At 66.0% G+C, this 20,663-nt stretch carries 20 protein-coding genes; 7 read left to right on the top strand and 13 right to left on the bottom strand.

Annotation, left to right across the window (positions count from 1 at the left end):
* Positions 1-23: 23 nt before the first annotated feature.
* Together FBY31_RS15980 and FBY31_RS15975 are read left to right on the top strand one after the other, a co-directional pair.
* Positions 24-1,634, top strand: a complete 1,611-nt coding sequence (locus FBY31_RS15980; RefSeq protein ID WP_142043094.1) for an MFS transporter — start codon at positions 24-26, stop codon at positions 1,632-1,634.
* 281 nt (positions 1,635-1,915) lie between these two features.
* Positions 1,916-3,007: an FUSC family protein gene (locus FBY31_RS15975; protein ID WP_142043091.1), complete on the top strand. Its 1,092-nt coding sequence runs from the start codon at positions 1,916-1,918 to the stop codon at positions 3,005-3,007.
* On the opposite strand, the gene FBY31_RS15970 is transcribed toward FBY31_RS15975, so the two are convergent.
* From FBY31_RS15970 to FBY31_RS15950, 5 genes are read right to left on the bottom strand one after another with little or no spacing between them, the layout of a single operon-like run.
* On the bottom strand, positions 2,957-3,748 hold the full coding sequence (locus tag FBY31_RS15970; RefSeq protein WP_142043088.1) for an SDR family NAD(P)-dependent oxidoreductase: 792 nt from the start codon (positions 3,746-3,748) through the stop codon (positions 2,957-2,959). The two genes, FBY31_RS15975 and FBY31_RS15970, sit on opposite strands and share 51 nt — an antisense overlap.
* A 46-nt stretch (positions 3,749-3,794) precedes the next feature.
* Positions 3,795-5,654: an IucA/IucC family protein gene (locus FBY31_RS15965; RefSeq protein WP_327436930.1), complete on the bottom strand. Its 1,860-nt coding sequence runs from the start codon at positions 5,652-5,654 to the stop codon at positions 3,795-3,797.
* A complete protein-coding gene (locus tag FBY31_RS15960) occupies positions 5,651-6,220 on the bottom strand; it encodes a GNAT family N-acetyltransferase (protein ID WP_142043084.1) in 570 nt (189 codons plus the stop codon). The genes FBY31_RS15965 and FBY31_RS15960 overlap by 4 nt, the downstream gene beginning before the upstream one ends.
* The gene (locus FBY31_RS15955) at positions 6,217-7,593 is read right to left on the bottom strand and encodes a lysine N(6)-hydroxylase/L-ornithine N(5)-oxygenase family protein (protein WP_142043081.1); all 1,377 of its coding nucleotides are present in this window, start codon (positions 7,591-7,593) and stop codon (positions 6,217-6,219) included. The genes FBY31_RS15960 and FBY31_RS15955 overlap by 4 nt, the downstream gene beginning before the upstream one ends.
* Entirely contained in the window at positions 7,590-9,176 is a 1,587-nt protein-coding gene (locus FBY31_RS15950; protein ID WP_142045448.1) for a pyridoxal phosphate-dependent decarboxylase family protein, read from the bottom strand. The genes FBY31_RS15955 and FBY31_RS15950 overlap by 4 nt, the downstream gene beginning before the upstream one ends.
* A 282-nt stretch (positions 9,177-9,458) precedes the next feature.
* Between FBY31_RS15950 and FBY31_RS15945 the strand changes: the two genes are divergently transcribed.
* Together FBY31_RS15945 and FBY31_RS15940 are read left to right on the top strand one after the other, a co-directional pair.
* On the top strand, positions 9,459-9,809 hold the full coding sequence (locus tag FBY31_RS15945) for a hypothetical protein (protein WP_142043078.1): 351 nt from the start codon (positions 9,459-9,461) through the stop codon (positions 9,807-9,809).
* A gap of 159 nt (positions 9,810-9,968) precedes the next feature.
* Positions 9,969-10,316: a hypothetical protein gene (locus tag FBY31_RS15940; RefSeq protein WP_142043075.1), complete on the top strand. Its 348-nt coding sequence runs from the start codon at positions 9,969-9,971 to the stop codon at positions 10,314-10,316.
* Positions 10,317-10,402: 86 nt separating this feature from the next.
* On the opposite strand, the gene FBY31_RS15935 is transcribed toward FBY31_RS15940, so the two are convergent.
* From FBY31_RS15935 to FBY31_RS15910, 6 genes are all read right to left on the bottom strand, one after another.
* A complete protein-coding gene (locus FBY31_RS15935; protein ID WP_200833383.1) occupies positions 10,403-11,362 on the bottom strand; it encodes an NAD(P)/FAD-dependent oxidoreductase in 960 nt (319 codons plus the stop codon).
* Between the two features lie 178 nt (positions 11,363-11,540).
* On the bottom strand, positions 11,541-11,894 hold the full coding sequence (locus tag FBY31_RS15930) for a GNAT family N-acetyltransferase (protein ID WP_142043073.1): 354 nt from the start codon (positions 11,892-11,894) through the stop codon (positions 11,541-11,543).
* A 218-nt stretch (positions 11,895-12,112) separates the two neighbouring features.
* A complete protein-coding gene (locus FBY31_RS15925; RefSeq protein ID WP_142043070.1) occupies positions 12,113-12,964 on the bottom strand; it encodes a class II fructose-bisphosphate aldolase in 852 nt (283 codons plus the stop codon).
* The gene (locus tag FBY31_RS15920) at positions 12,964-14,382 is read right to left on the bottom strand and encodes a GntP family transporter (RefSeq protein WP_142043067.1); all 1,419 of its coding nucleotides are present in this window, start codon (positions 14,380-14,382) and stop codon (positions 12,964-12,966) included. The genes FBY31_RS15925 and FBY31_RS15920 overlap by 1 nt, the downstream gene beginning before the upstream one ends.
* 105 nt (positions 14,383-14,487) lie before the next feature.
* Positions 14,488-15,387, bottom strand: a complete 900-nt coding sequence (locus tag FBY31_RS15915; protein WP_142043064.1) for an NAD(P)-dependent oxidoreductase — start codon at positions 15,385-15,387, stop codon at positions 14,488-14,490.
* Between the two features lie 134 nt (positions 15,388-15,521).
* On the bottom strand, positions 15,522-17,051 hold the full coding sequence (locus FBY31_RS15910; protein WP_142043061.1) for a four-carbon acid sugar kinase family protein: 1,530 nt from the start codon (positions 17,049-17,051) through the stop codon (positions 15,522-15,524).
* A 161-nt stretch (positions 17,052-17,212) separates the two neighbouring features.
* Between FBY31_RS15910 and FBY31_RS15905 the strand changes: the two genes are divergently transcribed.
* The gene (locus FBY31_RS15905) at positions 17,213-17,917 is read left to right on the top strand and encodes a FadR/GntR family transcriptional regulator (protein ID WP_142043058.1); all 705 of its coding nucleotides are present in this window, start codon (positions 17,213-17,215) and stop codon (positions 17,915-17,917) included.
* 138 nt (positions 17,918-18,055) lie between these two features.
* Positions 18,056-18,268: a dodecin gene (locus FBY31_RS15900; protein WP_142043055.1), complete on the top strand. Its 213-nt coding sequence runs from the start codon at positions 18,056-18,058 to the stop codon at positions 18,266-18,268.
* An 86-nt stretch (positions 18,269-18,354) separates the two neighbouring features.
* Here FBY31_RS15900 and FBY31_RS15895 read toward each other — a convergent pair whose 3' ends face one another.
* Together FBY31_RS15895 and FBY31_RS15890 are read right to left on the bottom strand one after the other, a co-directional pair.
* Positions 18,355-18,570, bottom strand: coding sequence for a hypothetical protein (locus FBY31_RS15895; RefSeq protein WP_142043052.1), 216 nt, complete (start codon positions 18,568-18,570; stop codon positions 18,355-18,357).
* Positions 18,571-18,701: 131 nt separating this feature from the next.
* Complete coding sequence (locus FBY31_RS15890) at positions 18,702-19,610, bottom strand: helix-turn-helix transcriptional regulator (RefSeq protein WP_235013085.1); 909 nt, start codon at positions 19,608-19,610, stop codon at positions 18,702-18,704.
* A gap of 219 nt (positions 19,611-19,829) precedes the next feature.
* Between FBY31_RS15890 and FBY31_RS15885 the strand changes: the two genes are divergently transcribed.
* Positions 19,830-20,651: an aldo/keto reductase gene (locus FBY31_RS15885; RefSeq protein ID WP_142043046.1), complete on the top strand. Its 822-nt coding sequence runs from the start codon at positions 19,830-19,832 to the stop codon at positions 20,649-20,651.
* Positions 20,652-20,663 lie beyond the last annotated feature (12 nt).

The following is a 20,663-nucleotide window of genomic DNA, read 5'->3' as shown; positions in this document are numbered from 1 at the left end:
TGACCTCCACAGGAGTTGCCCAAATGCCCACAGACCGAAGCATCACCGACTCTTCCGCAGGCACGTACAGCGCCTCCGGAACCAACCCTGTTACACCCCCCGGCACCCCACCCGCGGCTGCCACGGCACCACGGAAACCCAAAAAACTGGGGCGCCGCCGGCTCAAGGAGTCGGACGTCAACGTGGTGAACCAGCCCATGCTCAAGAAAGCACTGGGCGGAACCATCGTGGGCAACACCATGGAATGGTACGACGTAGGCGTTTTCGGCTACCTCATCACCACTATGGGACCCGTCTTCCTGCCGGAATCGGATCCCACCACCCAAACGCTGTTCCTGCTCGGAACTTTTGCCGCCACCTTCATCGCCCGTCCCCTGGGCGGAGTCATCTTCGGCTGGATGGGCGACAAGGTGGGACGGCAGAAGATCCTCGCCGCCACGCTGATGCTGATGGCCGCGAGCACGTTCGCCATCGGGCTCCTGCCCGGCTATGCGCAGATCGGGCTGTGGGCCGCCGGCCTGCTGGTGCTGCTGAAGATCATCCAGGGCTTCTCCACGGGCGGTGAGTACGCCGGCGCCACCACGTTCGTCAGCGAATATGCCCCGGACAAGCGCCGCGGCTTCTTCGCGAGCTTCCTGGATATGGGCAGCTACCTCGGCTTTGCCCTCGGCGCTGCCTTGGTTTCCGCACTGCAGCTGACCCTGGGCCAGGGTGTTATGGAGGAATGGGGCTGGCGCATCCCGTTCCTGGTGGCGGGTCCCCTGGGCCTGATCGCCATCTACTTCCGGAGCAAGATCGAGGAGTCCCCCCAATTCCAGGCCACCCTGGATGCGCAGGAAGACCTCGCCAAGCATGCCGCCGCCTCGGACGAGGCAACGGCAAAGGGGCCGGTAGGAATCGTGAAGGCCTACTGGCGCTCCCTCATTGTGGCGATGGTCCTGGTGGCCGCCGCCAATACCGCCGGCTACGCGCTGACGTCCTACATGCCTACTTACCTCACCGAGTCCAAGGGCTACGACGAGGTGCACGGCACCCTGCTGACCATCCCCGTCCTGGTGGTGATGAGCCTCTGCATTCCGCTGACCGGCAAGCTGTCCGACCGGATCGGCCGCCGGCCAGTGCTGTGGATCGGTGCGCTGAGCACGGTTGTCCTGGCAGCCCCGGCCTTTATGCTGATCGGCGTCGGCCAGATCTGGTCCACGCTGGCCGGCCTTGCACTCATCGCGTTCCCGGTGACGTTCTACGTTGCCAACCTGGCCTCGGCCCTGCCGGCCCAGTTCCCCACCTCCAGCCGCTACGGCGCCATGGGCATTGCCTACAACTTCTCGGTGGCGATCTTCGGCGGTACCACCCCGTTCATCGTGGCAGCCCTGATCAGCGCCACCGGCAACGACATGATGCCTGCCTACTACCTCATGGGTACATCGCTGGTGGGCGCCGTGGCCATCTACTTCCTGAAGGAATCGGCCCAGCGGCCGCTGCCCGGCTCCATGCCCAGCGTGGATACCCAGGCGGAAGCCCGCGAACTGGTGGCCACCCAGGACGAGAACCCGCTGATTGACCTGGACGAGCTCCCGTTCGAAACCCAGGACATCACCGATTCGAGTGCAGGGAAGGTCCCCGCCCACGTTTAGCTTGTAGCCATTCAGGCCGGCAGAATTCGGACCGGGCAGATTTAGCGGCCCACGCTCCCAAGGCCCGTCCTGCAGCTTCAAGTGAAGCGCGCGGGGCGGGCCTTTGCCGTGCAGGGCCACCCGGGCTCGCCCCGTTCGCGGGGCCGGCCTTGGCCTTGCCAGCTGACGCGCCGATGTCGTTTTGTTTCCCCGAACACTTCAGGAAATGCTTTCAGACGGCCCCGGTGATACTTTCCAAAGGGACCTTAAGGGATCCGGGATCCAGTCAGGGAAGGTGCGGCATGAAGCTTCTGATGGAGCAGATGCGCGCCCTCCACCGGCTGGAACCGGCGAACCGCGACCACCTCGCCGCCCTGCGCGTGGCCATCAGCGTCGCCGTCCCCTCGCTCCTGCTGCTGGCCGCGGGCCGGACCGACCTCATCATGTATGCCGTTTTCGGTGCCCTGACCGGGATGTACGGGCGTTCGGAAACGCACCAGCTCCGCCTCCTGCACCAGTGCCAGGCCGCGGTGGTCCTGCTGGGCGGCGTCGCGGCAGGCCTGTTCCTGTCCGTCAACCACCTCCAGTCCTGGTGGCTCGTTGCCGTCGAAGCGGTTCTGGCCGGCGTCGGATCGGTTTTCGCGGACCGGGTGCGGCTCAAGCCGAACGGGCCGTTCTTTGGCATCCTGGCGCTCGGTGCCTGCGCCTCGGTGCCCGTGGTGGTTCCCTGGCAGGTGGCTCTGCTCATCGCTGCGGGGTCCGCCGCATTTTCCGTGCTGGTGGGTTTCGGCGGCTGGGTCCGGCACAGGTCCTGGCAGCGGGGTGCCGTCCGGGGCGCGCCCGCCCTGCAGGCTGCCGGCCTCCCGGAAGTGCTGGTGCACGCCGCGCGGTATGTTCTTGCCGTGGGTGCTGCCGGTACCGTGGGGGTCCTCAGCGGCAGTGGCCACCCGCACTGGGCGATGGCCGCCGCAGCCGTTCCCCTTGCCGGCGCCGACCTGCCCAGCAGCGTCCGGCGAGGCATCCACCGCATCGTCGGAACGTTCGTGGGATTGGCGGTCACCGCCGTCGTACTTATTCCCGGGCCGTGGACCCTGGCGGGACTGATTCCCGGGCAGCAGACCTTAGTGCTGGCCCTCCTGGTGATCCTTTTCCAGTTCACCACAGAGCTGTTTATGGCCCGTCACTACGGCCTGGCCATGGTCTCCTTTACGCCGGTGATCCTGCTGATGACCCAGCTCGCCGCACCGATCGACCCCGCTGTCCTGATCCTGGAACGCGGCGTGGAGACCCTGGTGGGGGCGCTGGTGGGCATCCTGGTGGTAGTGGCCGTGCGGCGGTCCGGATCACGGACCGCTGCTGCCCTCCTTGGGCTTCCGCGGAGGGCCCGCCACTAGTTTCGCCGGTGCTATCCGCGCCAACGCAGCCACCAGCTTGTAGCGCTTGGTGGGGATGGAAACGGCGAGGCCCCGTTCGTTGTCGGCCAGGCCTTCGCGGACCACGCGCGCCGGACGCAGCCAGGTCCATGACGGAACCACGGATTTGTCCATACCCATGCGGTCGTGGAATTCCGTGTGGATAAAGCCGGGACAGACCGCCGTAACTTTGACGCCCCGCCCAGCGTAGGCGAGGTTGGCCCAACGGCTGAAGCTCACCATCCAGGCTTTCGCCGCCGAGTACGTGCCCCGCGGCAGGAACGCGGCGATGCTGGCCACGTTGATAATCCGGCCCTCGCCACGTTCCAGCATGCCCTGCAGGGCGGCGTGCGCCAGCACCATGGACGTTTCCACATGCAGCTTCAGGTGCATTTTCTCCTCTTGGATGGGGTTGTCCTCGAAGTTGTGCAGCAGCCCGATCCCGGCGTTGTTGACCAGGATCCCCACCGGCCGCCCGGGATCGGACAGGCGTACGACGACGGCGGCAACGTCCGCGTCATCGGTCAGGTCCGCGGGGAGCACCTCCGCCGTGATCCCGTGGCGCCGTTCCAGGCCCGCCGCGGTTTCCTCCAGGCGGGCCCGGTCCCGCGCCACCAGCACCACGTTGCAGCCCTGGGCAGCGAGCTGGCGTGCGAACTCTGCTCCCAGGCCGGCGCTTGCCCCGGTGACCAGGGCTGTTGTTCCTGAGATATCTGAAGTCATGGTGCCAGCCTAGCCACCGTCAGCTTGGCTGTCCGGCTTTACCGGTTCACAGCCCCGCGAACCTCGCCAGCGGGTTCGCGAGCCGCCCGGCCATCTGCAGTCCACCGGAGGGGTCGTCCAGGTCCAGCATCTGCTGGTTGTTGCGCATCTGGAGGCGGTTCAGGCAGGACAGCTCAAAGTCGGGAGCGAACAGGTTATGGCGGGAGAACTGGGCGGCAAGCTCCGGGTGCTGCTCCTGGTAGTCCCTGATGCTGGCGGCCGCGGTGCGCCAGAACTCCTCCTGGCTGACCTTGCCGTCCTCGGCCAGGAGCGCCGCCAGGAAGCGGAAGATGCAATCGAAGATGTCCGTGAAGATGGCCAGCACCTTCTCCCCGTCCGGGATGGCCACCTTGATGCGCGACACCTCCTCCGGAAGGTCCAGCCTGTCCCCCATCACCACGATTTCCTCGGCGATGTCCTTCATGATGGCCCGCACCGGTACGCCATCCTCGAGGACGAGGATCACGTTCTCACCATGCGGCATAAAGGCCAGCTCGTACTTAAACAGGCAGTGCGCCAGCGGAACCAGGTAGGCCTCGAAGTACCGCCGCAGCCAGTCCTGCGGGGCCAGCCCGGACCGCTCGATCAGCGCGGAGACCATCGGTTTCCCCGCGGCATCCACATGCAGGAGCGCGGCCATGGTGCACAGTTGCTGTCCTTCCTGCAGCAGCGGAAGGGGGCTTTCGCGCCACAGGGCGGAGAGCATTTTCCGGTACGGCGAACCCTTGGCGGAGGCGGCCTCGTAGTACCCGTTGTGGTAGCCGATCGCGGCGAGTTCGCCGATCATGGTGAACGCCCGGCCTTGGAGGGCTTCGTCCGATTCGATCAGGTTCCGCAGCCAGTCATTGATGGCCGGCGTGGCCTTCATGTACTGCGGCGACAGTCCGCGCATGAAGCCCATGTTCAACACGGACATGGCGGTCTTGACGTAGTGCCGGCCCGGGGCGCTGGTGTTGAAGAAGGTCCGGATGGACTGCTGCGCCTGGTAACTGTCCATCCCGGTACCCAGGTACACAATGCGCTGCCGTGCGATCTCCGCCGCGAACGTTACCGTGAGCTTGTTCTCCCACTGCCATGGGTGCACGGGCATCAGGAAGTACTGGTCCGGGTCGAGGCCCTGTACCTGGAGCGCGGCGTGGAAATCGCCCAGCAGTGGACCCAGTTCGGAGTCCAGGTGCGCCCGGTAATCGAGTGCGTTAGTTGCGGTGAAGGCAGCATGGCTCCGGTGTACGGCGATCCACTCCAGCTGCACCGGGGCACCGGTCTCCGGCGCGAAGGCGTGGTAATCGGTGATGCCGAAGCCGAGGCGGCCGTTGTTGGCCACAAAGCAGGGGTGGCCTTCGGTCATGCTGCGCTCTATCGCCTGGAAGTCCACGGCCGGGTTGCTGCCGCCGGTGACTCCGGCGGCCAGTTCGGCGGCCGAGGGCCGGCCGGCCCACTGCTTGTAGGCGTGGCTTGCCAGCGTGCTGCTGACCTCTTCGAGGTAGACCGGGAGCATCTGGAGGTTGATGCCCAAGGTGCCGTGGAACGCCGTGATGAATTCCAGCACGTCCAACGGTGCTTCAGCGCCATCCTGAAAGCAGCGGATGGAACCGGCGTCGATGGACCAGTGGTCCAGTTCCAGGATCCGGGCGTTGAAGCGGTACTCGTGCGTGCCGTCGCCGCTGCACACCCGGTAGGTACCGGTCCTTTCGTCGAGGGGCTCGGGGGCAAGGATCCGTTCGTGGGAGAACTCGGCGAGCGCCTTCCGGAGCAGGTGCCGGTTCGCGTTGTCCCACCGGTCGCCGGCGAGGTGCGGTGCGGCGGCATTGGCGGTCGCGGCGGTGGCAGGGAAGGCAGGTATGGCGGAATTGAGGTGGACGGTCACAGTGAGGCTCCCTGGGTGGTGGGTGTGGAAAGAGTGTCTGGTGCAGTGCGGGCGGCGAGGTAGTCGGAGCGGCTGCAGAAGCTCAGCAGCGCGTCCTTGTCCGGGAGGGTCACCACCCCGGCAGGCTGGAAGCCCAGCCGTTCATTCAGTGCGTGGATCCTGGTGTTCCTGGCGTCCGGCTCCACCACGATCCGGTCCACTCCCGGCTGGGCGAACAGCCGGTCAAGGACTGCGTCCATCACAGCTGTGGTGTAGCCGGGCACCGGGGCGTTCGACGGCGGTGCCACCAGCAGGTGCATCCCCAGGTCCCCGGGGAGGACGGGGTACACCGCCGCGAGTGGTGAGGACGCAGGAAGGTACTCCTCCGTCAGGAAGGCGGGGACGCCGTCGTCGAGCCCCAGCAAGGCGTGGTGGTGGCCGCTGCCCTGGATCCTGGTGTACTCCTCCGCCACGTCCTCGACGCTGGCGGACAGCATGCCCCAGAACGAGGCGTAGGGCTGGGTGACCCAGCTGTGGAGGAGTGGTGCGTCGGACTTTGCGTCAAGGCAGCGGAACGTGAAGCTCATGCCGGCACCCCCGCCGCGGCGTCCGCCGGTGTACTGAGGTCCGCTCGTGCACTTAGGTCCACCGGCGCCCCGAACTGCTGGAAGGCGATGCTCCGCTCCACGCGGTACACCTCGCGGCCGGTGATTTCGCGCAGGATGCAGGAGTTGCGGTAGGCGCCCATGCCCAGGTCCGGGGTGACGAACCCGTGGGTGTGCAGCTCGGCATTCTGGACGAAGATTTCGCCAGTTTCCACGCCCGTGCTGTAGTTCCGGTCCACGGCGAACCTGCCGGCGCTGTCCCGGGCGATCCGGTCCTGGATGCCAACCAGGAATCCGGGTTCCTGGTAGCCGTAGCCGGTGGCCAGCACCACGGCTTCGCTGTCCAGTGTGTAGGACGTGCCCTGCTCCCCGCGCTGCAGGTGCAGGGTATGGGTGCGGGCGTCGGGGTCCCACTGTGCGGCCGTCAGCGTGGAGTGGGTCAGCAGTTGTGTGTCCACTGTGCCGGGGATGCTCCTGGTGTAGAGCAGGTCGTAGATCGCGTCGATCAGGTCCGAGTTGATTCCCTTGTAGAGGTTCTTCTGCGTCTTGTTGAGGTGGTCGCGCCGGTGCTGCGGGAGTCCGTGGAAGTAGTCCACATACTCGGGCGAGGTCATTTCAAGTGTCAGCTTGGTGTATTCCAGCGGGAAGAACCGGCCGGAGCGGGTCACCCAGTTCAACTGGTACCCGTGGGCCTCCGATTCCTGGAGCAGCTCGTAGTAGATCTCGGCGGCGCTTTGGCCGCTCCCCAGGATAGTGATGCTGCGCTGCTGCTGCAGTTCCGCCTTCCGCGCCAGGTAGTCGGCATTGTGCAGCACCACTCCCCCGCGGCCTGCAGCTGCGTCGGCCACAATTCCTGCCGCCGCCTCCGGCACGTACGGGCAGGTGCCGGTTCCCAGCACCAGGCGCCGCGCCAGCAGTACCTCCGGCCCTTCCGGTCCCGAGAGGGAAAGCCGGTACACGCCGTCGTCGTGCGTTATATCCAGCACAGCTGTGCCAAAACGGACGGCGGGCAACTGCCCCGCCACCCACTGGCAGTACTGGTTGTACTCCGCCCGCAACGGGTAGAAGTTCTCGCGGATATAGAAGCGGTACAGCCTGCCGGTCTGCTTAAGGAAGTTCAGGAAGGAGTATGGCGAGGTGGGGTCGGCCAGGGTGACGAGGTCCGCCATAAAGGGCACCTGCAGGTGGGCCGGCTCCAGCATCATGCCGGGGTGCCAGTCAAAGGATTCCCTGCGTTCCAGGAAGACGCCGTCCAGCTCTTCCACCGGCTCGGCGAGTGCGGCCAGGCCCAGGTTGAAGGGTCCGACGCCGATGGCAGCGAAGTCGTAGATGCGGCCGTTGCAGGAGGTGCTCATGCGGATACCTCGCTCCGCAGCAGCCCGGCGCCCGTGCGGCGCAGGAGGTTGATGATCTGGGCAATGTCCTCGAGGGTTGCCTCGGCATTAAGGAGGGTGAACTTCAGGTAGTGGCGGCCGCCCACCTTGGTGCCCGCAACAACCGCTTCCCCGGAGGCGAAGACGGCGGCGCGGATGGCCGGGTTGAGGGCGTCGGAGTCCTCTTCCGAGAGCCGCCCGCCGCCTTCTAAGCGGGGCCGGTACCGGAAGACCAGGGTGGACAGCTGCGGCGGCGCGGCGAGTTCGAAGTCGTCCTCGGCAGCAAGGAGCGTGCCCACACGGGCAGCGAGGTCGATCGCTTCGTCGAACAGGGCACCGATGGCGTCCGCGCCCATGATCCGCAGGGTAAGCCACAGCTTCAGTGCGTCGAACCGGCGGGTGGTCTGGATGCTCTTGTCCACCTGGTTGGGAATTTCAGCGAGTGCCGCGCTTTCCGGGTTCAGGTAATCGGCGTAGTAGGTGATGTGTCGCAGCATGGTCCGGTCGCGGACCAGGAGGGCGCTTGAGCTCACTGGCTGGAAGAACGTCTTGTGGAAGTCAACGGTGACCGAGTCCGCGAGCCTGGTTCCGTCCAGGAGATGCCGGTATCGGCCGGAGACCATCAGGCCGCCGCCGTATGCGGCATCGATGTGGAACCAGGCGCCGTAGGCCCTGGCCAGTGCCGCGGGCTCGGCGAGCGGGTCCACCGCGCCGAAGTCTGTGGTGCCTGCGGTGGCCACCACGGCCATGGGGGCCAACCCGGCGCCGCGCGCTGCCGCCATGGCTTCTGCGAGGGCGGCGGGGTCCATCCGGTGGTCACCAGTGCAGGGGACGGTGACGACGGCGTCGAACCCCAGTCCCAGCATCGATGCCGACTTCTGGATGCTGAAGTGGCTGTCCTCCGAGGTGAAGATCCGCAGCGTGTCCAGCAGGGCCGGCAGCCGAAGCCCCGTGCGCGCGGGGTCCTGGCGGAGGCCGGCGACGGCGTGGTTGCGGGCGATCAGCAGGGCCTGGAGGTTCGACTGGCTGCCGCCGGAGGTGAAGATGCCGTCGGCGGCTTCGCCGAGGTGCAGCCGGGCGGCGGCCCAGTCGATGAGGCGCCGCTCGATCATGGTGGCCCCGGCGCTCTGGTCCCAGGTGTCCAGCGAGGAGTTCACCGCGGACAGGACGGCCTCGCCCACCAGCGCCGGAATCACCACGGGGCAGTTGAGGTGGGCGGCGTACTTGGCGTCGTGGAAATAGACGGCGTCGCGCAGGTACACGTCTTCGAGTTCCTGCAAGGCTGCTGCCGTGTCCGGCAGGGGTGTTTCCAGGTCCACCGCTGCCACGCGGGCCTTCAGCTCGGAAGGCCCGACGCCGGAGAAAGGCCGCGTGGTCCGCTCCAGTTTGGTGGCCACGGCCGTGACGCCCTGCAGCACCTGCGCCACGTAACGGGGTGAATTGCGTGCGTTGAGAAGGTGGTTGCTGGCCGCGAGCGCGAGCTCCACCCGGGAGCCGAAATCCTGGCCCGGGCAGTCCTGGTCCTCTCGCGGTTCGTCCACTTCCAACTCATCAAGGCGGGGCATTAGCGGCACTGGTCATCCTTTATTTCGGCGGTTCACTCCATTGCAAAGGCAAGCCTTACTTAGGGCAGCCTTTTAATCAAACTTTCGTGATGTATTTATCTACAGGGCCGGAATTTTGCCGGATTCCAGCTTCTGCGCGCGTCATTGACTGGCAGCCCACGCTCCTCCTGCTGCAGAATGCCCCGCCGCTGCCACGGGCGGTCGCGGCAAGTCGGGGCGGCAGAACGAGGACTAGGGTGGAGTACAGGCAGCCGGCCGGGCTGCAGATCCATAGGGGGAAACATGGAGCAGCCAGCAGGCACGATCGGGTTCCGGGAAGTGGACAGGGACGGAAATCCGGTGGTCGATGAAGACCACGCGGCGGCGGAGGACCAGTCCAGCAGGTGGCTCACGGCCGCGATAAATCCGTTCATCGTAGCTTTGTGGGCCGTTGCAGCCGTGCTTGTGGGCGGCATAATCTTCGCTTTCCTCACCACCAGCTTGGCGGTTGGGCCGTCAAGTGGATCGATGCCGGCGTCTTTCGTGATTTTTACCTTTGCCCCCTATGCGGTGCTGAGCGGCACCATCACCGTCATTTGCCTGCTGTTCTGGCATGCACTCCAGTGGCAGCGGAGGTTTGCCCGGCATCGCTAAGGGTCAGCCGGGGGGAACTGGTGATGTGACCTGGGAAACACGTGGATTTGTTTCGGGATTAGTAAGCATGCTTTGCTTATGGGGCAAGTGAACCTCCGCAAGCAGTCGCGGCGGCCTGCCAATGCCGGCAGGACCGTAAGAAGCCCAAGGACGAACATCATGACCACCGCTATACAGAACCAGTTTCCGGCCCCCATGGAAAAGGCAGCAGAAGCAGGGGCTCCCGTGAGCTCCATCCGTCCTGCAGACATGGGTTTGCTGGAGACGTTCAGTTCAAAAATGCATTGCCGAACCCCTATGAAGCGCGTGGACCCGGACGAGACACCCCTGTTCCAGCCGGTGCACGTTGATGGCGCCACCGTTATTCCCGTCGGCGCCGGTTCCCCGCTCACCGTCGGCTCTCCGTCCCCTGCCGACCCGTTAGGCGCCAGCGTCGAAACCTACCGCTGCGCCTGCGGCTTCACCATTGATGTCCCCGCGGCAACGGCACACGCCTTGGCCAGCTGACCCACCCGCAGCCGCATGTAGCCAGGCCGCCATGTAGCCAGGCCGGCAAAGGCAGCCAGCCCCGGGCACACCCCTGGCCGGCCGGGCTAACGCCCGGGAGCCTTGGCAGCCTCCACTGCCAGCCGCGTATCTTCCAGCACCAGGTCCGCGTTGATGGCGGCGGCCGCTTTCAGTCCGGCGGCCGCCGCGGTCATCACCTGCGCCGAAACATCCGTGGCATTCCCGGCGGCCCACACTCCAGGACAGGACGTCAATCCCGATTCGTCGGTCTCCAGGCGGGTGCCCGGCCCCTCGTCCAGGCCGTCCGGTTCCAGCCCGAGGGCCTGAAGCATGTTCGCCCTGCTGACGGTTGCGGGGCTCACCACGAGCACCTCCAGCGGTATCGCCGAACCGTCGTCAAGGGTGACCGCCCGGAGCCTGTCGTCCTGGACCACCAGCCCGCGCACCCTGCCATCGACCACCTTGACGGACCGGGCGTCCAGCTGTTCCCGGTGACCCGGGCTAAGCGTCAGTCCGCTGTTGAGCAGGAGGGTCACGTCGTGGCTCCATTGCCGGAAGGTCAGGGCCTGGAGCACGGCATGGGAATCGGAAGCCAACACGCCCACCTTTTGGTTCCGGATCTCCCAGCCGTGGCAGTAGGGGCAGTACAGGACGTCCCGGCCCCAACGCTCGCGCATGCCCGGCAGGTCCGGAAGCTCATCCTCGATCCCCGATGTGATCAGCAGACGGCGGGCAGTGCAGGTGGAACCGTCCTCGAGCGAGAGCACAAAGTTCCCTCCCTCCCGGCGGGCAGACGTCACATAACCGGTCACCGCCGTCCCGCCATAGCCTTCCAGTTCTGCGCGTCCCGCGGCCAGCAGCTCCTTGGGACTCACTCCTTCGCGCGTCAGGAAACCGTGCACGCCTTCCGCCCGCAGGTTCCGCTGCCCGCCGGCGTCGATCACGAGGACCGAGCGCAACGCCCTGGCCAGGGCAACTCCCGCACTCAGCCCTGCCGGCCCGCCGCCAATAACAGCAACATCAAACAGTTGCTCCAGGTGGTTCATCCCGGATTCCTTCCCGGTTTTTGCGCAGCACAAAAAAAGCGTGCGCATTCATGATGCCCGCGCCTTCTGCAAGACCCGCTGATGAGGAATTACCCGGCGCTGCGGCACAATAACGCGCAGCCCCGGTTTCCCGGCAGGAAAGCAGGCAGGAATGAAGGAAGCAGCTACCGGGGCCGGATCAAGCTCCTAAACCGGTGCTGGCCGGCCGCTCCGGCCAATCGACGCACTGCTCATAGCCCTCGTGCTTGCGAAGGTAGGCGGCGATGAACGGGCAGTGCGGGATGATCCGCTTACCTGCTGCCACCACATCGTCCAGCGCAAAGTGGGCGAGGACCTTCCCCAGGCCCTGGCCTTCAAAATCCGGTGACGTTTCGGTGTGGCTGAAGTCGATGTGGCCGGGCAGATCCCGGTAGAAGGACTGCACGGCAAGTTTGCCGCCCACCAGCAACTCGTAACGGTGTTGCGCGTCATTGCGCCTCAGGGTTACATCCGGGGTGAACCTATCCTCTGTGGACATCCTGTTCTCGGTCATGGTTCGACACTGGCACTACTTCACCCCGCTGGCAATGCCCGGGCGCCCCCTCCTCCACAGCAACTGAAAACCAGGGTCCAGCCGGCCACAGAACAGGCCGGACCCTCAGGTCCCGGAGCCAGGCATCCGACACCGATGAAGGCCCCGGCGGCCAGGAAGGCAAAAAAGGGGGAGGCCAGGACCATTGCTTGATCCTGGCCTCCCCCTGCGGGAAAATTTCAGCGCGTGAGCGTCGCCAATGCGGTGCTTGCGAAGCTGCCCGCGGAGCGGTTCCAGTGACCCAGGAGCCCCTGGAGGTTTTCGCCGTCGGACCGGTGGGCCGGCAGCTGCTCCTGCAGCGTGGCCAGGACGCCGGTGCGGAGCTCGGTGTTGAAGTTGACCTTGCCGACGTTCATGGACGCCGCCTTCACCAGCTCCCCGGCAGGAATACCGGAGGCGCCGTGGAGCACCAGCGGAATATGGGTCCGCACGGCAATATCCTGCAGGACATCCCAGCGCAGCTGCGGCTCCCCCTTGTACTTGCCGTGGACATTTCCGACGGCGACCGCCAGCAGCTCCGCGCCGGTCCGGGACACGAAGTCCTCCACCTGCGCCGAATCCGTCAGGCCGGCCACGGACACACCGGACTGGTCCTCGCCGAAGGCGCGGTCCTCGTCTCCTGCCAGGCCGCCCAGCTCGGCTTCCAGCACCACGTCCGGTCCCAGCACCCCGCGGGCCGCCTGGACCAGCGCGATGTTGTCCTCGTAAGGGAGGGAGGAACCGTCGGCGAGGACGGAATCCGCCCCCGCCGCGACGGCGTCGGCCATCACTTCCAGGTCGGTTGCGTGGTCAAGCTGCACTGCGACCGGAACTGCCGCGGCGTCGGCGAGGCCGCGGAGGGCTCCGATGAGGCGCAGTCCGTTGGGCGTGGCCGCGGTCTTGGGAGCCACCAGCAGGATCACGCCCCGGCCGGCTTCCTCCGCAGCGGCCACCACGGCCAGCGCGGTGGTGAAGTCGTAGCAGGTGAAGGCCGGGACGGCGGACCCGTGCTGGAGGGCGGCAGTGACCAGGTGGTCGAGTCGGGTGCGCATCAGACGGTGAGTCCGCCGGTGAGGATCCAGACCAGGAAGGTGAGCGCGAACCCTGCAACGCCCAGGATGGTGGTGAGCACCGTCCAGGTCTTGAGCCCGTCTGCCACCGAGAGGCCCAGGAAGCGGGTGACGATCCAGAAACCGGAGTCATTGACGTGGCTGAGGCCAAACGCGCCGAAGCCCATGGCAACAAGGATGAGTGCGGTCTGGAAAGGTGAGAAGCCGCCGTCGGCCACGGATGCTGCCAGCAGGCCGGAAGTGGTGATGATGGCCACCGTAGCGGACCCCTGGGATGCGCGCAGGATGGCCGCGAGGACGAAGGCCATCACGATGACCGGGAGGCCGGCAGTCTGCAGGCCTTCCGCGAGGGCTTTGCCGATGCCGGAGACGGTGAGCACCTTGCCGAAGACGCCGCCGGCGCCGGTGACCAGGATGACGATCGCGGTGGGGGCCAGTGCGGAGTCCATGACTTCGCCGGTGTGCTGCGAGGACCAGCCGCGGCGGATGCCCAGGAAGTAGTAGGCCAGGCCCAGGGCAGTGAGGAGGGCGATCAGCGGAGCTCCGACAAAAGCGGCAAGCTGCGAAGCAAAGCTGTCCTTGGGCAGGATGACAGCGCCGACAGTTCCCACCATGATCATGAGGATCGGAAGGACAATCAGGGAGATGATCATGGCCGGGCTGGGGGCCGTCTTGACCTCGGTCTTGACGGCGACGTTGGACGAGCCCTGGGCTGCTTCCCGCTCTACCTGCGAAGTGCCGGTGCCAAAGAGGCGGAACTGCTCGGCGGTGGCGGGCAGCATGGCGAAGTCGCGGCGGTTGAGCCTGCGGGCAACGAAGTAACCCAGGACGCCCACGGGGATGCAAAGGGTGAGTCCGATGATGGTGGCCCAGCCGATGTCCGCGCCGAGGATACCGGCACCGCCCACCACGCCGGGGTGCGGCGGAACAACAACGTGGATGGCCAGCATGATCGCCCCGACGGGCAGGCCGATCTTGACGGGGTTGACCCCTGCAGCCTTGGCGAAGCCGTAGATGATGGGGATGAGGATGATGAATCCGACGTCGAAGAAGACCGGGATGGCCAGCAGGAAGGCTGCGGACGTCAGGGCGGCGATGACCCTGCGGGGGCCGAGCAGTTGGGTGAATTTGCCGGCAAGGGACTGTGCGCCGCCGGAAATCTCGATCATTTTGCCCAGCATCGCGCCCAGGCCAACCAGGATGGCCACGGATCCAAGGGTTCCGCCCATGCCTTCAGTAACGGTTTTGATGATGTCCGGCAGCGGGATACCTGCCACCAGGGCGACTGCCACGCTGACCACGAGCAGGGCAAGGAACGCGGGAATCTTGAACTTGATGACGGCCACGAGCAGCAGGGCGACGCCCGCCACTGCTATGGCCAGAAGAGCTAATGCGCTCATCGTGTGTCTCCTTTGACATCGCTAGTTAAGCCTAGCGAACTGGGTGGATACGACGACGGCGGAGGGGGGACCGCCGTCGTCGGGCTTCTTTTGAGGGGCGATTTGCTACTTGGTGCGCTTGGTGGGGGCGACCACCTTGATGACGGCGGAGTCATCGGCGGCGGCGAGGCCCTGGGCCTGTCCCAGCAGGTAGAGCTGCTCCGCGGCGGCGGCAACGGGCGCTGCAAGGCCGGCGGCGCGGGTCGCCTTGCCCACGATGCCCATGTCCTTGACGAAGATGTCCAGGCGGGAGAGGACCTCGGCGCCTTCCTCGTTGTAGGCCTCAAGGATGCGCGGGCCGCGGTTGGAGAGCATAAATGAGCCCGCAGCACCGGCTTCGAGGGCGGCCAGGGTCTTGGCCTGGTCCAGCCCCAGTGCGTCGGCAAGGGCCATGGCCTCGGCAGCAGCGGCGATGTGGACGCCGCAGAGCAGCTGGTTCACGGTCTTCAGGGCCTGGCCATCGCCGGGTTTATCGCCCACAACAGTGAGGGTGGAAGCCAGGAGTTCCAGCGCGGGAGCTGCCTTTTCGCGGGCCTCGGGGGAAGCACCGACGACGATCAGCAGGTCGCCTTCGCCGGCGCGCTTGGGGCCGCCGGACAGCGGGGCGTCAACGAGCTCGACTCCGTATTCGGCCAGCTTGGCCACGGTGGCCGGGATGGCATCGGTGCCCACGGTGCTGCCGAGGATGACGACGCCGCCCGCCTCCAGCACCGAGGCCACGCCGTTCTCGCCGAAGAGGACGTCGTTGAGCTGTTCGCCGTTGCGGACGGCCAGGAGCACTGCGTCTGCGCCCTTGGCGGCTTCACGGGCGGTGCTGAAGGTGGCGATACCGGCTTCTTCGGCGAGCTTAAGGCGGGACTCGGCGATGTCGAAGCCGTGGACGGTCAGCTGGGATGCGAGGCGGGTGGCCATGGGCAGGCCCATGGCGCCAAGGCCCAGAACGGTGACGGTGTAGTTGCTGGTCATGGTGTTCTCCATTGAATTTCTGGCGGGTGGTGATTGGGGTTGTGCCGGTGATTGGTTTCGCTCCCCACGTGCCCCCTAGCCTCGCAAGCTCGGCCAGGGGACCCTGCACGTGTGGGCCCAGGCTCAACCACGGGTTAGAAGGTGTTGCTGAGCTTGCGGGTGACGTCGGCGAGGGATTGGTCATCCCCCACGTTGCCGGCGAAGACGACGTACGGGATGCCCTTGGCGGGACCGTCCACCGGTTCCCAGAGCGAGACGATGCCCGGCAGCATGGGACCGCGGACAATCGCATGGCGGATTTCCAGGCCGTGCGCGGCAACATCCGAGGACGTAATGCCGCCCTTGGCGATGACAAACCGGGGCGGAAAGGTCTTGAGCGTCCGGTTCACCACGGCCACGACGGCGGCCGACACGGTGCGTGCAATCTTGAGGCTCGCGGCCGGATCGTCAGTCTTGATCAACAGCCGGCTGGTGTGGACGATGACGTCGCCGCCGCGGAGGGCTTCAACGACGTCGTCCACGGTCTCATCCAGGTAGGCGTCAGCGGCTGTTTCGGTTTCGGCGGCAAGCAGTTTCTCGACGTCGATCTCGACGATCCGGGCGGCGCTGTGCTGTTCGGTCAGGGCCTTGAGCTGGCGGGTGGTGACGCCAACGTGCGACCCGACGACGATCAGGCCGCCTGCCTCGGACGGGGTGTTGCCGGCGTAGGCTTCGGCGCCGCTGAGTTCGGTGCGGATCTCCTGGCCGATCCGGGCACGCCCGAATGGCGGTCCGACGCGGTAAAGGAGCTTTTTGCCGCGGCGTTCGGCTTCTTCCAGGCCGAGGGACAGCGCGCGGAGGTCGTTTTCGGTGACGATGTCGGCCACGATGGGCGTGGAGTCAGTGGCGGCTTCGATGGCGTCGGCGATGGCGTTGGCGCTGATCTTTGCAGCCGCAGCCCCGGACCCGGCTCCGGCTCCGGCTCCGGCTCCGGCTCGGATGATGTTGAGGTCCAGGACGATGACCCCGCTGGCGGCGAAGCGTCCCCGGGACTTCTCCTGGACGTAGTCGGCCATCACGGAGGTGGCGAAGCCGAAGGTGGCGTCCTTGGCGAATTCCGTTTCGGACACCGGGGTGAGTGTGCCCGCTGCCTCGCCGGTGCCGCGCATGTAGTGGACGCCGCCGATGGTGACCCGCCCGGCGTCGGGGAAGGCTGGAACCAGCACCACGCCGTCAGTCTTTTCTCCGCTGACATCCGCCACGGTGGCGGCGATGACGTCCGGCTCCAGGGGGTAATGGCCGCGCAGGGTGGAATCGCTGCGGCTGACGAAGCCGAGGCGCAGGCCGGAACCGGCGTTGTGAGCGGGAGAGCCGGCGGCGGCGAGGGCGTTACGGACCACTTCCTCGTTGCGGACGGCGGCTTCTGCGGGGTCCAGGCTGCGGGTGTTGGTGAGGACGTAGACGGCCGGCCTGGACTGGCCGAAGGCCCAGATGAAGTCCTCTACGTCCCAGCGGGTGAGCACGGGCAGATCTGCCACGGACTGCGTTCCGGTGGGGTCGTCGTCGAGCACCACCAGGACACGCGGGGTCTCCGCATTGGAGGCGGCCATAGTGCTGGCCACCAGTTCGGCGGGAATCCGGACCTCGGCCGGGTAGGCGGCCAGAACGTCTGCTTCAAGCGTCACGCTGCACTCCGTTGTGTATGGATCCGGGGGCGGATCCTGATGTAAAGGAAACTGTAAGATGTCTGACATCTTGCATTTGAATGTCAGTGTGGCACACGACATAAAAACGCGCAAGTAGACTTGTCTGACATATCCACAAAGGCAGTGATGGGGGCAGCAGCATGGCAAGGAAGTCGCTGGTAGGGCAGGTGGCCGACGAGCTCCTGGACCGCATCATTGCAGGAGAATTTCCGCCCGGCGCCACCGTTCCCGGAGAGCACGAGCTCAGCGCGAGGCACGAAGTCAGCCGGATGACCGTCCGCGAGGCCATGAAGACACTTGAGGCGCAGCGGATCCTCAGTGTGGAGCGCGGCCGCGGCACCTTCGTGAACCCGCTCAACCGGTGGGCCTCCCTGGAGGCTGTCCTGCGCGCTGCCTCCGAAGGCAAAAACGAAGCAGAGGCTTCCGTCCAGCTCATCGAACTCCGGCGCATGCTGGAGACGGGGGCCTGTGAACTCGCGGCCGGACGGATCACTGACGCTGATATCCAGGCGCTCTTCGGCCACGTGGCCGCCATGCGCGCCGCCCACGAGGTGAATGACGTTGCCGCGTTTGTGGAAGCGGACCTCGCTTTCCACGACCTGATCCTGCACTCCTCCGAGAACGTTTTTGTGGCCGTTCTCTTCGAACCGCTCCACCGGGTCCTGGAAAAGCGGCGGACTGAAACGTCAGCGGTGCCCGAGATCCAGGTGCACGCCATCGGGCATCACCAGAACATCGCCGAAGCGCTGGAATCCCGGGATGCTGCACGCTCACGCGAAGCGATGGACGCGCACATGCAGCAGACCCTGGACGACCTCAAGAACCTGGTGCTCGAGGCGAAATAGCAGCTGCCTTAGCCCCCGGGCGCGGCTGTGGCTTCCAACGGAACATCCGGATAAGGGCTGGTCAACGCTCTTGGCCTGCCACTAGTCTTCAAGAACGGCCCGCAACCGGGAGCCCCAAGGCAATCACGAGGAGCGAACTTGTCCAACCACACGTACAGCATTTCCGAAATTGTCGGCACGTCGGATCAGGGGGTGGACGACGCCGTCCGCAACGGTATTGCCAAGGCCTCCCAGACACTGCGCAACCTTGACTGGTTCGAAGTCAAGGAAATCCGGGGGCACCTGGAAGAGGGCAAGATCGCCGACTGGCAGGTGACCATGAAGCTCGGTTTCCGGTTGGAAGAGCACTAAGCCTAAACCCGACTGGCCCGCAGTTAACGTCGTGAAAACCCGTCGTGGGGACGTTAATTGCGGGCCAGTTTTGTTTTAACCGGGACCTAGTTGGGTGAGACAGTGCCGGCTGAACGCCGCCGCCACACGGTGGGGACGCCGTCGAACGCTGGAAACACGTGGCCCTCGAAGAAGGACAGCACTGTGTGCGGGTCATGGTCAGGGCTCCAGAGGCCGGAGACCGGGCAGTGCGAGCCGGTGGCGGTGGAGGGAGTGCCGGCCGGCGAGGCCTGGCGTTCCTTGAGCAGTGCGATGCGTTTCATCGTTGAGACCATCCTTGGGTAAGCAGTTCGTGCTTCCAGCCTAGGAAGGCGGCAGCAGCTTCCCAATGGGCTCCTGGCCAGAATCAGCGCGCGCGGCTGGCCAAATGTACAGCGCTGACCCCGGCGCGCAGCTAATCCCCGCTCTCCAGGACGGCGGCCGGGGCGTCCACCGGGATGACGGGCGGCTGCCCGGCTGCAGGCTCCGCGCCGAGGCTGCCCAGCAGTGCCAGGGCGTCTGACGACGGCGAGCCGGGCCGGGCGGAATAGACCCTCAGTGTCTGGTCGGGGTCCTCCGGCAGGACAAGGTTTTCAAAGTTCAGTTCCAGGTCCCCCACGGCTGGATGGTGCAGCCGGACGGTGCCGGCGGAGCGGGTGGCCACCCGGTGCCCGGCCCACCACTGGCGGAAGTGTTCGCTGTTGACTGCCAGTTCCCCCACCAGCTGATTGGCCTGTGCGTCGTTGGGGTGCCGGCCGACGTCGAGGCGGAGGGCTCCTGCGGCTTCCGCGGCCACTGTCTTCCAGTCGCGGAAAAGCTCCCGGGCGGCCGGGTCCAGGATGGTCCAGCGGGTGAGGTTCCGCTCCACGGGCGGCAGGGCCGGAAATTCGGTGAACAGCAGGAATGCCATCCTGTTGCCCGCCAGGACGTCGCTGCGACGGCCCAGCACCATCGCGGGCACCTCCCCCACCGCGTCAAGGAGCTGCCGGAGAGCCGGCCGGACCCCTTGGGCAGCAGCCGTGCCGGGCTCGCGGGGAGCGCCGGCGCAGTTCTCCAGCAGGTCCATCATGTGCGCGTGCTCGCTGCTGTCCAGGCGCAGCGCCCGGGCCACCGCATCCAGGACAGTCCGTGACGGATGGATGTTGCGGCCCTGCTCCAGCCTGACGTAATAGTCAGTGCTGACCCCGGCCAAGCGCGCCACTTCCTCCCGCCGGAGGCCCGGAACCCTTCGGGCGCCCGTGCTGGGGCCGGTCCCGGCAACCTCCGGGCTCAGCCGGGACCGCATGGCTTTGAGGAATTTTCCGAACTCGGCGCTTTGACCCATGCAGACCATTGTGCCCCGCGATCAGGACCCTGCTCTACAACGAAGGTAGGACTGGCAGTCCTAGGAAAAACAGGAACAGCCTTGCGTGCTGACTTGGTGGCGATAAATGCATAGGCTCAGGGATGAGCCGGCGGAAACCGCTTTCTCCTCCGTCGAGCACCCGGCACCCATTCCCAGCACCAGCACGTTCCATCCCCATATCGTTCCAAGGAGCACACCATGTCAGAGCTGACACTCAACAACGGCGTCACCATCCCCCAGCTGGGTTTCGGCGTTTTCCAGGTACCGCCGGAAGACACGCAGCGGGCCGTGGAGGACGCCTTCGAGGCCGGATACCGCCACATCGACACTGCCGCCGCTTACCGCAACGAGGCCGGAGTGGGAGCCGCGATCGCGGCCGCTGGTATTCCGCGTGAGGACATCTTTGTCACCACCAAGCTCCGGAACGGCGAACAGGACCGGGCCCAAGCGGCATTTCAGAACAGCCGCAAGGAGCTCGGCCTCGACTATGTGGACCTGTACCTCATCCACTGGCCGGTCCCGTCCCAAGGGCTGTATGTCCAGGCTTGGAAGGAGATGGAGCGGCTGTATGAAAACAACGAGATCCGTGCAATCGGCGTATCCAACTTCCTCGCAGACCACCTGGACAAGCTGCTGGAGTCCGCAGAAATAGTCCCGGCCGTCAACCAGATCGAGCTGCACCCCAGCTACCAGCAGGCGGAACTGGCGGACAAGTGCAGGAACCTGGGCATTGCCGTGGAAGCGTACAGCCCGCTGGGCCGCGGCGCGGACCTGAACGGCAATGCTGTGACCGCCATCGCCGATGCCCACAACGCCACCACGGCCCAGGTGGTCCTCGCCTGGCACCTGGCCGCCGGGAACATCGTGATTCCCAAGTCCAGCCAGGCCACGCGGATCCGGGAAAACTTCGCTGCCTCGGCCCTCACGCTTTCCAGCGAGGAACTCGCGGCCATCACAGCCCTCGAGTCCGGAGCGCGACAAGGTTCGGATCCCGCCGTCGCCTCCTTCACCCAGCTCTAACCGGTTTCGACA

It is taken from the genome of Arthrobacter sp. SLBN-100, from assembly GCF_006715305.1.
Classification (GTDB): domain Bacteria; phylum Actinomycetota; class Actinomycetes; order Actinomycetales; family Micrococcaceae; genus Arthrobacter.
This window is presented reverse-complemented; position numbering and strand designations above follow the sequence as displayed.

Coding starts and splice junctions, on each gene's coding strand:
- FBY31_RS15915 (WP_142043064.1), bottom strand. CDS start 15,387: ATGACCAGCAACTACACCGTCACCGTTCTGGGCCTTGGCGCCATGGGC.
- FBY31_RS15945 (WP_142043078.1), top strand. CDS start 9,459: ATGGAGCAGCCAGCAGGCACGATCGGGTTCCGGGAAGTGGACAGGGAC.
- FBY31_RS15935 (WP_200833383.1), bottom strand. CDS start 11,362: ATGAACCACCTGGAGCAACTGTTTGATGTTGCTGTTATTGGCGGCGGG.
- FBY31_RS15895 (WP_142043052.1), bottom strand. CDS start 18,570: ATGAAACGCATCGCACTGCTCAAGGAACGCCAGGCCTCGCCGGCCGGC.
- FBY31_RS15950 (WP_142045448.1), bottom strand. CDS start 9,176: ATGCCCCGCCTTGATGAGTTGGAAGTGGACGAACCGCGAGAGGACCAG.
- FBY31_RS15975 (WP_142043091.1), top strand. CDS start 1,916: ATGAAGCTTCTGATGGAGCAGATGCGCGCCCTCCACCGGCTGGAACCG.
- FBY31_RS15885 (WP_142043046.1), top strand. CDS start 19,830: ATGTCAGAGCTGACACTCAACAACGGCGTCACCATCCCCCAGCTGGGT.
- FBY31_RS15940 (WP_142043075.1), top strand. CDS start 9,969: ATGACCACCGCTATACAGAACCAGTTTCCGGCCCCCATGGAAAAGGCA.
- FBY31_RS15970 (WP_142043088.1), bottom strand. CDS start 3,748: ATGACTTCAGATATCTCAGGAACAACAGCCCTGGTCACCGGGGCAAGC.
- FBY31_RS15980 (WP_142043094.1), top strand. CDS start 24: ATGCCCACAGACCGAAGCATCACCGACTCTTCCGCAGGCACGTACAGC.
- FBY31_RS15890 (WP_235013085.1), bottom strand. CDS start 19,610: ATGGGTCAAAGCGCCGAGTTCGGAAAATTCCTCAAAGCCATGCGGTCC.
- FBY31_RS15960 (WP_142043084.1), bottom strand. CDS start 6,220: ATGAGCTTCACGTTCCGCTGCCTTGACGCAAAGTCCGACGCACCACTC.
- FBY31_RS15925 (WP_142043070.1), bottom strand. CDS start 12,964: ATGCGCACCCGACTCGACCACCTGGTCACTGCCGCCCTCCAGCACGGG.
- FBY31_RS15955 (WP_142043081.1), bottom strand. CDS start 7,593: ATGAGCACCTCCTGCAACGGCCGCATCTACGACTTCGCTGCCATCGGC.
- FBY31_RS15930 (WP_142043073.1), bottom strand. CDS start 11,894: ATGACCGAGAACAGGATGTCCACAGAGGATAGGTTCACCCCGGATGTA.
- FBY31_RS15905 (WP_142043058.1), top strand. CDS start 17,213: ATGGCAAGGAAGTCGCTGGTAGGGCAGGTGGCCGACGAGCTCCTGGAC.
- FBY31_RS15920 (WP_142043067.1), bottom strand. CDS start 14,382: ATGAGCGCATTAGCTCTTCTGGCCATAGCAGTGGCGGGCGTCGCCCTG.